General features: G+C 46.6%; 10 protein-coding genes. 7 read left to right on the top strand and 3 right to left on the bottom strand.

Annotated elements, in window-relative coordinates:
* Window positions 1-17 precede the first annotated feature (17 nt).
* Genes ABJM21_RS05070 through ABJM21_RS05055 form a run of 4 tightly spaced genes read left to right on the top strand, consistent with a single transcriptional unit; the run spans window position 18 to window position 4,665 of the window.
* Window positions 18-2,207 (top strand): polysaccharide biosynthesis tyrosine autokinase, encoded by a 2,190-nt coding sequence (locus tag ABJM21_RS05070; RefSeq protein ID WP_348300319.1) that lies wholly within the window; start codon window positions 18-20, stop codon window positions 2,205-2,207.
* 23 nt (window positions 2,208-2,230) lie between these two features.
* Window positions 2,231-3,409 (top strand): hypothetical protein, encoded by a 1,179-nt coding sequence (locus ABJM21_RS05065; protein WP_348300320.1) that lies wholly within the window; start codon window positions 2,231-2,233, stop codon window positions 3,407-3,409.
* A gap of 9 nt (window positions 3,410-3,418) precedes the next feature.
* Window positions 3,419-4,009 carry a sugar transferase gene (locus ABJM21_RS05060; protein WP_348300322.1) on the top strand — a complete coding sequence of 197 codons (591 nt, stop codon included), beginning with the start codon at window positions 3,419-3,421 and terminating at the stop codon, window positions 4,007-4,009.
* 2 nt (window positions 4,010-4,011) lie between these two features.
* Complete coding sequence (locus ABJM21_RS05055; RefSeq protein ID WP_348300323.1) at window positions 4,012-4,665, top strand: acetyltransferase; 654 nt, start codon at window positions 4,012-4,014, stop codon at window positions 4,663-4,665.
* A gap of 14 nt (window positions 4,666-4,679) precedes the next feature.
* Here ABJM21_RS05055 and ABJM21_RS05050 read toward each other — a convergent pair whose 3' ends face one another.
* On the bottom strand, window positions 4,680-5,858 hold the full coding sequence (locus ABJM21_RS05050) for a DegT/DnrJ/EryC1/StrS aminotransferase family protein (protein WP_348300324.1): 1,179 nt from the start codon (window positions 5,856-5,858) through the stop codon (window positions 4,680-4,682).
* 94 nt (window positions 5,859-5,952) lie between these two features.
* Between ABJM21_RS05050 and ABJM21_RS05045 the strand changes: the two genes are divergently transcribed.
* The 3 genes from ABJM21_RS05045 (at window position 5,953) to ABJM21_RS05035 (ending at window position 9,561) form a co-directional block, all read left to right on the top strand.
* Window positions 5,953-7,089 (top strand): glycosyltransferase family 4 protein, encoded by a 1,137-nt coding sequence (locus ABJM21_RS05045; protein WP_348371565.1) that lies wholly within the window; start codon window positions 5,953-5,955, stop codon window positions 7,087-7,089.
* 104 nt (window positions 7,090-7,193) lie between these two features.
* Window positions 7,194-8,252 (top strand): SDR family oxidoreductase, encoded by a 1,059-nt coding sequence (locus ABJM21_RS05040; RefSeq protein ID WP_348300326.1) that lies wholly within the window; start codon window positions 7,194-7,196, stop codon window positions 8,250-8,252.
* A 31-nt stretch (window positions 8,253-8,283) separates the two neighbouring features.
* Window positions 8,284-9,561 (top strand): nucleotide sugar dehydrogenase, encoded by a 1,278-nt coding sequence (locus ABJM21_RS05035; RefSeq protein ID WP_348300327.1) that lies wholly within the window; start codon window positions 8,284-8,286, stop codon window positions 9,559-9,561.
* 45 nt (window positions 9,562-9,606) lie between these two features.
* Here the strand turns inward: ABJM21_RS05035 and ABJM21_RS05030 are convergent, their stop codons facing one another.
* Together ABJM21_RS05030 and ABJM21_RS05025 are read right to left on the bottom strand one after the other, a co-directional pair.
* On the bottom strand, window positions 9,607-11,145 hold the full coding sequence (locus ABJM21_RS05030; protein WP_348300329.1) for a lipid II flippase MurJ: 1,539 nt from the start codon (window positions 11,143-11,145) through the stop codon (window positions 9,607-9,609).
* A gap of 27 nt (window positions 11,146-11,172) precedes the next feature.
* Complete coding sequence (locus ABJM21_RS05025; protein ID WP_348300330.1) at window positions 11,173-12,486, bottom strand: hypothetical protein; 1,314 nt, start codon at window positions 12,484-12,486, stop codon at window positions 11,173-11,175.
* Between the last annotated feature and the right edge of the window lie 121 nt (window positions 12,487-12,607).

The raw sequence follows: 12,607 nt of genomic DNA, 5'->3' as shown, positions 1-12,607 counted from the left end.
TAGGCTTTGAGATTTAAATGAACAGTATGACTGAAAAAAACGAGCAACTTGCTGTGGGCTACGACCCATATAATGACATGGCCCATGAAACTCCAATATTGGTCCAATATTGGCAGGCCGTTTTGCGCCACAAAATCGCTATAGCTGCAATTCTTGCGGTCTGTGTCGCTCTTGGTATCATTATTACGTTGTTAATGACCCCGTATTTCACCTCTACCTCTCGAATAGAAATTAGCCGTGAGCAAGATAAGGTTACTAATGTCGAAGGTGTCACCGGCTCAGATGGGGCTGGCCAAAATCTTGAATTTTATCAAACACAATATTCTTTGCTCGAATCCCGTTCGTTGGCAGAGCGGGTTGTTCGAGCTAAAAACCTGGCATCGAGAGATGTGTTTTTTGAAACTTTTGGAATTGATCCGAACGATTCCGGTATTTTGTCAGATGCCCCGAAGGCACAATCTGCTGCGCAGAGAAATATACGCCTGAAGCTTGCTGTAGACCTACTGCAAGAACATGTCAGTGTTTCGCCTATACGCGGATCCAGCTTAGTAGATGTCAATTTTGAAAGTCCCAGCTCTAGCTTGTCAGCCGAAATTGCGAATGCTTGGATCGAAGAGTTTGTCGCGTCTAATCTCGACCGGCGGTTTAATTCAACTGCAGATGCCAGAAAATTTCTTGAAGAGCAGCTGGCTGAACTCAAGCAGCGACTTGAGGATTCCGAACGGAACCTATCTAGCTATGCTGACAATAAGGAAATTATTACCTTATCGTCCGAGCAGACGCCTGAGGGCAAAACCGTTTCGCAAAGAACTCTGGCCTCAGCCAATTTAGAAGCGCTCAATGCTGAACTTGCGCAAGCAACCGCGGACCGTATCCTAGCAGAAAGTGAAGCCAAGCAGCGGTCAGGCAATAAAAATGCATTAGCGAATATTGCTCTCAATAGCCTTCGGGAAGAGCGTGCAAAGGCACAGGCGGAATATGCGAAGTTATTGGTTCAGTTTGAGCCAGAATATCCAGCAGCGAAAGCGATTGAATCCCAGATTTCCGCTCTAAACCAAAGTATTGCGGCTGAAGAAACTCGATCACGGACGGGAACATCTGCTCGGTTCAGCGAAGCCTTGGAGAGAGAACAAAAATTGCGTGCTCAGGTCAATCGGCTGAAGCGCCAGTTTAGCGGTGAGAGGCGAGACTCGATTCAGTATAATATCTTCCAACGCGAAGTGGATACAAACCGGCAACTTTATGATGGTTTACTGCAGCGGTACAAAGAAATCGGCGTGGCAGGCGTTGGAACTAATAATATTTCCATTGTGGATCGCGCGCAACCTGCGGAACGCCCTTCAAGCCCGAACCTTATTCTTAATGTAGCGTTGGCGTTATTGGGAGGTTTGGGATTGGCCGTGACTTACGTGTTTACAATGGAGCAAATCGACCAGACTGTTAAAGAACCTGGTGACCTTAAATCCAAACTTGGCATCGCTCCGCTGGGTTCGATACCGGATTTCGAGAAGACGGATATATTGCAAAGCCTAACCGACAAAAAATCAGTTGCTTGGGAAGCCTATCTTTCTATCCGAACCAGCTTATCTTTCCTGACTGACCATGGGGTGCCAAGGTCGTTTCTGCTTACCAGCACCCGGCCAAACGAAGGAAAAAGTACGTCGGCACTGGCTCTGGCGGCGGTATTGGCGAGCACTGGGAAGCGTATTTTACTTATTGATGGAGATATGCGTAACCCCTCGCTTCATCAAATGCTTGGGAAAGAAAATACCGCTGGATTAAGTAATAATCTATCCGGCGCGGACGATCTCTCGCAACTAATTCAGGAGAAAACCGACTACGGCTTCGATGCTATGACGGCAGGGCCGATACCTCCAAATGCTGCGGAACTATTGAGCAGTTCCAGGATGCGCGATTTGATAAACAGATTGGGAGAAATTTACGATACAGTTATCGTTGATGCGCCGCCCGTTCTGGGATTGGCTGATATCCCATTGCTATCAGAATCGGTTGAGGGCGTTATTTACACGATAGAAGCCGGTGGCGTTAAAATGCGCGGCATTCAATCGGCCATTCAGCGTGTCCGTAGTTCACGCGCACACATATTCGGTGGGATTGTTACAAAAGTTCAATCGCAACATTCGGGTTATGGATATGGCTATGCATATCAATATACCTATGGAAATAAGGCATCGGCAGAGGATTAGGGCAGTGTCAGGTCAATGAATCTATGTTGAAAAACCTTTTGATTTGGCTTGTGGCTGTCGCGCTCTCGATTGGAACTGGTGTCACTGCGTTGGGCGCGATTGCCAAAAATAAAACCCCTGAATTAGGGCTTTCTCTTTTTCCAAAAAATGGGTTTGCAGCGGAAACGGCGGCTGCAGACTTAACCAAAGCATCGATTGCAAAGAATGCCGGAAAGTTTCCTAATGCGATCCGCTCTGGATGGAATATTTTGGCACTGAAAGCATTTTATTCCGAACCTGTCGTTCCGGATGCGATTGCTGTGATAGCATTGTCACATACAGAAGATGTCCGCGCCGAATTGATGCGAAAGGCATTTGAGCTCTCACGACGCCAACAGCTCGTAAATGGATGGCTGATTGCAGATAGTGTGAATCGAGATGATATCTCGGCTCTTTTAACATATTACGATACGTCCATGCGAACGAGTAATTCTGTCACTGAGGTGGTTATTCCTGTGATGGCGGCTGCTTTGGCAGATGAGAATTTCGTAAAACCCTTTGAATCGATATTGAATGACAATCCTCCTTGGGCGAGACGGTTTTGGCGGCAAGTCGTCATTTCACCGGAATCGGTTGTTAATGCGGCGGATCTTCGGCAAAAGCTGCATGATCCGGAAGAGCCAACCGGTGTTTATCAGGACACCGCTCTGATCGCCGCGCTTATCCAAGGCGATCAGTTTGGAAGAGCCGAACAACTCTATGAAAAATTGTCTCCGCAGAAAAAAGATGTTGGATTGATAAGAAATTCGGAGTTTGTTTTTCCATCATTATACGCCCCTTTCGATTGGCAATTATTTTCGACGGGCGAATATGGAGCAGTGATTGATGAAGGTAGCTTGAATTTAAGTGCTGTTCGGAGCGCAGGCGGCTTATTTGCTCGGCAACTGGTTCGACTGCCCGACAGCCTGTTAAATCTCGAAGTCACGCTCGCTGATGAATTGCCAAAAGATGCCATATTTTCTTTAGAGTTATCCTGTGCTGAGCGCGTCGATAACAGACCGGCCACTGTAAAAATCTCGTTAGATCGTAAAATGGTCGTTCGAAAAATCAGCAATCAGCTATCGGCATGTGAATTCTACTGGTTAAATATTTTGGGGCGATCATCTGAATTTGGAGACGGATTCGATGTCACCATTGATTCAATCAAGCTGCGTGCCGGATGAATTTTGTTCATGCTGAAACGATTTTTTGATATTGTTGCGTCGGCCATTGGACTAATTTCTTTGGCACCAATATTCCTCCTCATCGGACTTCTCGTAAGAGTTAACCTGGGAGCACCAGTCTTTTTTGTACAAGAGCGCCCTGGACTTAATGGCGTGCCTTTTAAAATGATCAAATTCCGGACTATGAAAGACCTGATCGGAGGAAACGGTGAACGGCTACCAGATGGAGACCGTTTGACAGGTTTTGGTCGTTTGCTTCGCAGCACAAGTTTGGATGAGCTTCCTGGGCTGTGGAGTGTTTTGAAAGGCGATATGGCTTTGATCGGTCCGCGTCCATTGCTTATGGAATATATTCCTTTGTATAATTCCGAACAGAATCGTCGTCATGATGTACGACCAGGAATTACCGGTTGGGCACAAGTGAACGGCCGCAATGCTATAAGCTGGGAAGAAAAATTCGCAGCTGACTTATGGTATGTCGATAATCAGTCGCTGATGCTGGATTTCAAAATCTTAGCCATGACAATTATCAAGGTGCTCAAAAGGGATGGCATCGACGCAGATGGGGAAGCAACCATGTCGAAATTTACTGGGAGCTAACTATGGATAATAGGACAATTTATGCGGTCTACGGAAAAAGCGGCTTTGGACGAGAAGTCATGCCGATTATTGCCGAACAATTTTGTGATGAACAAGACTCGGTCACATTATTTCTCGACGATGAAAAAACTGACGAAGTGGTTAACGGGCATAGCGTATGGACTTTTGACGAACTAGAGGCACACTCGTCACTCAAAAAGCGATCAGTCATTGCCATTGCTGACGGCAAGGTACGCGAGCGATTAGCTACTAGATGCGCCGCCGCTAACATTGGATGCATGTCCGTTGTCGCAACCAATCATGTCAGAATGGACAATTGTATGGTTGGAGAAGGAGCCATTTTCTGTCCTTTCACAACTCTCACGAGCAATATTGTGATAGGCGTTCATTTCCAGTGCAATATCTATAGCTACATAGCACATGATTGCGTGATTGGTGATTTTGTAACATTTGCACCGGGCGTCAAATGCAATGGCAATGTCCATATTGAAGATCATGCCTATATTGGTACTGGCGCAATCCTGAAACAGGGAACATCAGATATGCCCTTGCGCATTGGTAGGGGAGCTGTTGTGGGAATGGGCGCGGTGGTCACGAAAGATGTGGCGCCTGGCGCTATTGTGGTTGGTAATCCCGCTCGTCCACTGGCTAAATAAAACCTCTGAAAAGTTTATTGCATGGCTTTTCCAAATGACTGGCGAACGGCATTGCAATAACCCTCGAGTTGCCCCTCTTTAATAGATGGATGCGTCAAGAACATAATACTGGTCTCGCCAAGCTCTCTAGCAACCGGTAGCCGCTCTTCCGGCCGCCAGCCTGTTCCATCAAAAGCTTTTTCAAGATAAACCTCGCTACAACTACCCTGGAAGGCCGGATATCCTTGCGCAACAATATCTGCAACAATCCGATCTCTGGTCCAACCGTCTTTCAAGCCCTCTGAATTAATATAGCCGTATTGCCGGTAATACGCGTGAGTATGATTGTCATCGACATTTGGCGACCGGACCACCTCTGGAAATGAACGAAGAACCTTCTGTAAAGCCCGCGCGTTGCGGGTGCGCAACGCGGTCCATTCTTCCATCCTCTTTAGCTGAATCCGGCCAATAGCAGCCTGCACCTCGAGCATTCGCCAGTTGGTCCCGAAACTTTCATGCAGCCAGCGAAAACCCGGGGGGTGGTTTTTGTTATAAACAGCATCCCAACTCTTTCCGTGGTCCTTATAAGACCACATCCGGTTCCAAAGTTCTTCGTCGTTGGTGCTTACCATACCGCCTTCGCCGCCGGTCGTCATGATTTTATCCTGACAAAATGACCAAGCGCCTGCATGGCCAATCGATCCCACCATTCGGTCACCGACTTTTGCTCCATGTGCCTGTGCGCAATCTTCTATAACATAGCAATTCTGCGCGCGTGCAACAGCCATAATCCCCTCCATGTCGCAAGGCCAGCCGCCGAGGTGAACGGGGATGATCGCCCGAGTTTTCTCGGTCATCACTGCGGCAATAGTCTTCGGACTGATATTCCCGCTCTCACCATCAACATCTGCAAAAATCGGAGTTGCGCCTGTGGTGACCACCGACGAGACAGAAGCTATAAAAGTCCTCGGCGTAACGATAACTTCGTCACCTTCGCCAATACCAAGGCATTTGAGCACCAAATCAAGCGCCAGAGTTCCATTTGCCAATGCAATTGCTCTGGTAGTATTGGTCCAAGTAGCAAATTCCTTTTCAAATTTGCGCCCGATTTGTCCAGTCCAGTAATTTACATTGTTTGAAATGATAACATCTCGAACCATATTTGCTTCGTCATCTGAAAAATAGGGCCACGGCGATAGATTATTTTGTATCATGTACTTCCAACCGAGATTTAGGATCTTTTGCGGGTAAACTTTGTGGTTTAACTGGGCAAGCTGTTCTTCTATTGGTCGGCAAGTTTTATCCTATATGGACCAATTATCAAATATGGTTACAATGCGAAAAATCCTGATTAACGGATCATATGCTCCATCACTAATAAATTTTAGAGGCCATCTGATCCAGCAGATGATCGCGCGAGGGCATGAAGTACATGTGAGCGCACCAAATTTTGAGAAGGAAACCGTAGACAGGCTGCTCAAGATGGGAGCGCGGGTCCATGAAGTGAAGATGCAAAGAACAGGTGTTGGATTAGCCGGAGACGTTAAATATTTTTTCCAGCTGAGACGCTTGATGAAGAAGGTTGGCGTTGAACTTGTTCTGAATTATACAATCAAGCCCAACATTTATGGAGGACTTGCCGCCCGTAGCATCGGATCTGAAAGCGCATCGATAGTGTCTGGTCTGGGATACGCGTTTTACGAAACAAATGGTTTCAAGCACCGGGTAGTACAGACTCTTTCCCGGTGGCTCTATAAACGCGCCACAACAGCAAACAGCGTGGTGATATTTCAGAATCCGGATGATCGGGATGATTTTATCAAGGCCGGATGCCTCTTAGACCGGAATAAGGTAAGGATGATCAACGGTTCTGGCGTTGACACAAATTATTATAGTGTCGCAAGACTACCAGAGGCTCCGATATTTCTGATTATATCCCGCTTGCTCGTTTCCAAAGGTGTTCGCGAATATGCCAATGCGGCCAGAATTGTGATGTCAAGGCGGCCGGATTGCAAATTCTTCATAGCGGGATTTCTGGACGGCGGCCCTGACAGCGTAAGCCAGAACGAATTGGATGAGTGGATCGGCTGGGGGATCGAATTCTTGGGGCATCTTGATGATGTACGCCCGGCCATTGAAAACTGCAGCATCTATGTTCTGCCGTCTTACCGGGAAGGGACGCCGCGCACGGTGTTGGAGGCATCTGCAATGGGACGGGCTTCGATCGTTACGGACGCACCCGGCTGCCGAGAAACGGTTATCCAGGGAGAGACGGGTTATCTCGTTCCTGTGAGAGAATCCGCCGCATTGGCAGACGCAATGCTTACGATGGCAGAAGATCCAGCAATGCGCGCAAAAATGGGCGGGGCAGCGCGTAAATTTTGTGAAGAGAAATATGCGGTCTCGAAGGTCAACAACACCCTAATCAACCATCTTGACCTGTAGACTACATTGTGGGCTGAGTATTTAAGATCCACAATAGTAATATGATCTCAACTAGGCTACTTGGCGATCCTATTATTCGGGATCACAACTTTTGGAGCTTGTCCTTGCCAGAAAATTACAATTTTAGATCGGAAGCAGCTCAATGCTTGCTGGAATGGCAAGAAAAATCTCCAGCAACTTGGCTCATAACCGGTGTTGCAGGGTTCATAGGTTCAAACCTTTTGGAGACATTACTTTTGGCTGGCCAGAACGTTCGCGGCCTCGATAATTTTGCCACTGGCCATCAAGAAAATTTGGATGAGGTCAGAAAGAATGTTGATGAAGAAAGCTGGTCACGCTTTTTATTTATCGAAGGAGATATTCGTGATGTTAGCAGCTGCGCTAATGCTGTTGAGGGCGTCGACCACGTTCTCCATCAAGCGGCTCTGGGATCAGTTCCACGCTCACTCGCTGATCCTCTTACAACCAACCAAGTGAACATCAACGGCTTCTTGAATATGTTGGACGCCTCACGTCTGTCTCAGGTGAAGAGTTTTGTGTATGCGGCATCTAGCTCGACTTATGGCGACGAACCGAATTTGCCCAAAAGAGAAGACCGAATTGGTAGTCCGCTTTCTCCATATGCAGTTACCAAATATGTAAACGAACTATATGCTGAGGTTTATGCACGTAGCTATAACTTCAAGGCTATTGGTCTTCGCTATTTTAACGTTTTCGGGCCGCGGCAGGATCCCGATGGGGCTTATGCCGCAGTTATCCCAAAATGGACCGCAGCGATGATTGCTGACCATGAGGTAGTGATCAATGGCGATGGTGAAACAAGCCGTGATTTCTGTTTCGTGGCAAATGCGGTGCAAGCGAACTTACGAGCAACCATATCCCCGCAGTCCAGTCATGGTGAGGTGTATAATGTGGCGGTTGGTGATCGTACGACGCTTAATGAACTGTTTCTGGCATTGAAAGAAAGTTTGGGCGAGTTACAGATTCACTATGCGAAGGAACCAAAATACATGGATTTCAGGGCGGGTGACGTGCGACATAGCCAAGCGGATATCAGCAAAGCACGCGAGAAAATAGGGTATGAGCCTACGCACCATATAAGGGATGGCATCAATACTGCTATGTCGTGGTATGTGCAAAATTTGCGTGACAGGGCCGAGTAAAATTTTAGCCATCATTGGATTGGAATCATAAATGCATGAAAAAATTGCCGTTATAGGACTCGGCTATGTCGGCCTACCTGTCGCGGTCTCGCTGGCTAAGAAATTTGATGGGGTTGTTGGCTTCGACACATCCACCAAGCGGGTCGAGTCTCTTCAATCAGGCCATGACTGGACTGGAGAAATCTCAGACACTGATCTCGTCGAGTCTTCATTAACAGTTTCGGACAACGCCGGATCTCTGGCTGATGCAACATTCCTGCTAGTGACCGTACCGACGCCAATAGATGACGAAAAGCGGCCGGACCTAGGGCCTATTGCTTCTAGCTGTCGGTTGATTGGTCCTCAGCTTAAAAAAGGCGCTGTTATCGTCTTTGAGTCTACCGTCTATCCGGGGGTTACTGATGATTTCTGTGGCCCTTTGTTGGAAAAAGAGTCGGGGCTTGTCCGAGGCAAGGATTTTTTTCTGGCTTATAGTCCGGAACGGATCAATCCCGGCGATAAAGTTCATCGATTAGAAACAATTACAAAGATCGTATCTGCCGAGGACGATGCAACCTTGGAGCGTGTTAAGGCAGTTTATGGAGCTATCATCGAAGCAGGCTTGCATGTGGCGCCATCGATCAAAGTGGCGGAAGCGGCAAAGGTAATTGAAAACACCCAGCGCGATCTGAATATTGCGCTGATGAACGAAATTGCTCTGATTTTTGACCTTATGGGTATTCGAACAAAAGATGTCCTCGCAGCAGCAGGTACGAAGTGGAACTTTCTACCTTTTTCTCCTGGTTTGGTTGGAGGTCATTGCATCGGCGTTGACCCCTATTACCTTACAAGTGCGGCAGAAAAACTGGGCTATCGTCCCGAAGTTATTTTGGCCGGACGGCGCATAAATGATGAAATGGGTGCGTTTGTCGCTCGCAAAACCGTGAAGCTGCTGGTTCAAAGCGGAGTCAATATCAAGGATGCGAGAGTTGGGGTTTTAGGCCTGACATTCAAGGAAAATGTTCCAGATCTTCGCAATAGCAAAGTCCCAGACATCATCGCCGAATTGGCGGAATACGGTATTGATCCGATCATCCACGATCCGTATGCCAATTCGGAGGAAGCTATGCGCGAATATGGGTTGCAGCTTAGCTCAATGGAAAAGATGCATGATTTAGATGCAGTGATATTGACGGTAAACCACGATAGTTATTTGGAAGATATCTCTAAAATCGTTTCAAAGTGCAAACGAGAATCTGTCTTCCTTGATGTTAAATCTGCGGTTGATCCCGCATCATTGCCCCCGTCGTTCAAATATTGGTGCCTCTGATTACGGTGTTTAAAAGTCATTCGAACATACACTCAGAGTGATGACTTATGGAGCGCTTTCTCGCAACAGGTTGCGAAGGTTAGCCAGCTTGATACCGACCACACGCAGCAGAAATATTGCTAAGGCTACATAGAGGGTAAGCATCAATATGCTAACGCTACAAAGGCGAAGAAAATAATGCCAATCCCTGATTTGCTCCAGGAAGATGCTGCCTGCGCCATAAGCAGCAGAGCTTGCGGAAACAGTTACAATAAACATCAATAAGAGGTCGCGTGTAATCAAAACAGGTTTCCATCGACGTAGTAGCCATATCTGGAACACGGAATAAAACAGCGCTCCAGCGACGGCACCCAATGCTATGCCGGCAACACCCATTTGCCGCGACAAGACAAAGCTGGCGACGAGATTTACGAGCGCTGCGCCCACGCCGATCATCAAAGGTGTGATTGTTTTTTGATATGAAAAGAACATTCGGTTGAGTAGCTCACGCATTGAAATGAAAATGATACCTAGGCTGTAAAACCCGAATACTATCGCCGTGTCGGCGATATCTCTCGGAGTGAAGGCCCCCCGGCCATAGACCAGCGTTACAATTTCTGTCCGCATTGCTAGCGCGACGGCCGCAATGGGTGCTGTTGACAGCAAAATTATTGACAGGCCTCGCGTAAGAAGTTTGCCGTTGGCAATATGGTCATTTTTCGCGGCATTGCTGGCCAGCGCAGGAAACAGGAAATAGGATACAAGCCAGGAAAATAGTCCAGCCGCAAACAAAGCAAGACGGCTTGAATAATTCAGATGAGATATCGCTCCAGAGCCAAAACCCGATGCGATCGAGATACCAATGAAGATATTTAACTGATCTAGCAAAACTGCCAATGCAATCGGTACCGACAGCAAAGAAAGTCGCTTCCATGTTTGCTCGCTTACGCGCCAGCCTATTTGCATGGAATAAATATGGCGGGTTTGCCATCTCTGAATTGGTGCCTGTATCACCCAAGCACAAACAGCACCGACAACTGCCACAGCAATGTTATCAAAATAGCTTGCAATGATAATTGCGGCTATCACAATCATATTGTTAGTGACCGGCACGAACAGGGGGGCAATAAATGCTCCATTTGCTTGTTGTAGACTATTCTGCACCCCTACATAGCCTGTAAAAACAAATGCTAGCGCCATCAGGCGTGTTAACTGGGCTGCGAGTTCATGCGTATCCGCACCTGCCATCGGGGCCGATAGGTTAACAATCTGGTCTGCAAATGCGATACAGGCTAGCGACAGAGCCATGGCCAAATATGCATAAAGTCTCACGCTTTGCCGAACAAAAACTATATCTTTATTCCCACTTTCTATCTTCAATTTCATATATTGAGGGAGAAAAGCGGCGGAGATGGTTGTGAGAATCGCTAACCAGAGCAGCCCGGGAATTAAGTTGGCTATAAAATAGGCATCGCTGGCGATGCCCACACCAAAAAAATTTGCCAGCACGATATCTTTAAAAAAGGCAAGAAATTTGCTGCCAAGCGATAAAAAAACGGCGACTATAACGGCCTTTTTTACTGGGGAGGTCGAAGCGTTTGTCATTTTATCACTATCGCAAACGAAAGTTAGTCAACTGGGTTGCCGGTTGTGTGAGCGTGCTTTTGCCATATAAAGAATAGAGATAATGATCACGGTCAAGAGGTTGCCCGGCGAATGAAGAAGCTGATTGTTCGCTGGCAAGAAAAATGCGCCAAGGGTGAGTAAGGAAAACATTAGAATGGAAAACGGATTCTCGTATCGTATTGCCGATATCCAAGACCGAGCGAACAAATAGGCAATAAAACCGAATAATAATATGGTGCCGGGAAAAGTGAAATCTGTAGCAAAATGTGTGAATGCTGTGTGCCATTTTGTCTCTCCCCAACCGGTCTGGACGCCGGTTTGATAAAGCAATGTATCTGGCCATACCCACTCGACCCCGAATATACGATTGGCAATGACGGACAATGAATAAGAGAAGCCCAAAAAATACGTCCAAGAGTGATTGACCGTGGTGGCCAGTCCTAAACCATAATAGCCTTGCGAGAGGTAGCTAAGAAAAACGGTCAACGAAAACCCCATATCGGGACCGAAAAGCTTGAAAATGGGATGATCAACATTGATCGCGATATTGTTAAGGGATTTTTGGTTGTAGTTAAATGCATCAGTAGACAATGCCGCATAGCGCTGCGCTAATATAAAGGCAAAACTAAATATAGATAAAATACCGGCAAATATTCCAATAATTAAAGTCCGTAATTTGATTCCTTGATTTGTAACTCCTTTCTTTATTGCTACTATAGCAATGATATATATAATTGTATCGCCAAGCTGTTTTTGTTTTCCTGAACCTAGAACATAGAAAATAAGCGAACCTACCAATACGAATAGCACGGCCAGTTTTTCCGCTTTTGTGAGCGTCCGAAAATAATATAGCCCCCAAATATTCGTTATGAATGCAAATGGCAGCCCGAAGGAATATATTAGAAATTGCAGGCCGTAAGTTCCGCTATTTCGTTCGTAACCTTCATATCCATCCAAGTAGGTGGCGCCTATGGCAGTAATATCGGTGTTAAAATTACCGTCGAAAAGGGCTACGGAAACCACAAAAATCAATGACATTGCGGAAATAAAGAGAGAAACTCGGAAAAGGTTTCGAACGAATTTGGTATCTTCTTTTTCTCCTGACTTAGGTGGTTTGATTGGCAAGCGTACGCCATTGATAAAACCGAATGTCATCACTGCCATCGTAGCCACCATGAAAATAACAGTATTTTGTATCGGAAAATTGAAATAGATCGTGGGTCCGAAAATGGCGATCAACAAGGTGACCGACAGATATGCCAGCAGAAAACGGAGCGGTGTGTATGCCATTACCGGCCTCGGCGAAGTCACATTCTTCATTCTGGGTTTTTCCCGACCCCAAAGACATGCTTGTAATCATTGATTTCTGTGGTGATTTTAACCGCCGATAGCTGTGCATGAACGGTTGATGGCAGAAATTTTGCGATAGGTTTAAGCCGGT

It is taken from the genome of Parasphingorhabdus sp. (genome assembly GCF_039977335.1).
Taxonomy (GTDB): domain Bacteria; phylum Pseudomonadota; class Alphaproteobacteria; order Sphingomonadales; family Sphingomonadaceae; genus Parasphingorhabdus.
This window is presented reverse-complemented; position numbering and strand designations above follow the sequence as displayed.

Coding starts and splice junctions, on each gene's coding strand:
- ABJM21_RS05035 (WP_348300327.1), top strand. CDS start 8,284: ATGCATGAAAAAATTGCCGTTATAGGACTCGGCTATGTCGGCCTACCT.
- ABJM21_RS05045 (WP_348371565.1), top strand. CDS start 5,953: ATGGACCAATTATCAAATATGGTTACAATGCGAAAAATCCTGATTAAC.
- ABJM21_RS05065 (WP_348300320.1), top strand. CDS start 2,231: ATGTTGAAAAACCTTTTGATTTGGCTTGTGGCTGTCGCGCTCTCGATT.
- ABJM21_RS05060 (WP_348300322.1), top strand. CDS start 3,419: ATGCTGAAACGATTTTTTGATATTGTTGCGTCGGCCATTGGACTAATT.
- ABJM21_RS05030 (WP_348300329.1), bottom strand. CDS start 11,145: ATGACAAACGCTTCGACCTCCCCAGTAAAAAAGGCCGTTATAGTCGCC.
- ABJM21_RS05070 (WP_348300319.1), top strand. CDS start 18: ATGAACAGTATGACTGAAAAAAACGAGCAACTTGCTGTGGGCTACGAC.
- ABJM21_RS05055 (WP_348300323.1), top strand. CDS start 4,012: ATGGATAATAGGACAATTTATGCGGTCTACGGAAAAAGCGGCTTTGGA.
- ABJM21_RS05050 (WP_348300324.1), bottom strand. CDS start 5,858: ATGATACAAAATAATCTATCGCCGTGGCCCTATTTTTCAGATGACGAA.
- ABJM21_RS05025 (WP_348300330.1), bottom strand. CDS start 12,486: ATGAAGAATGTGACTTCGCCGAGGCCGGTAATGGCATACACACCGCTC.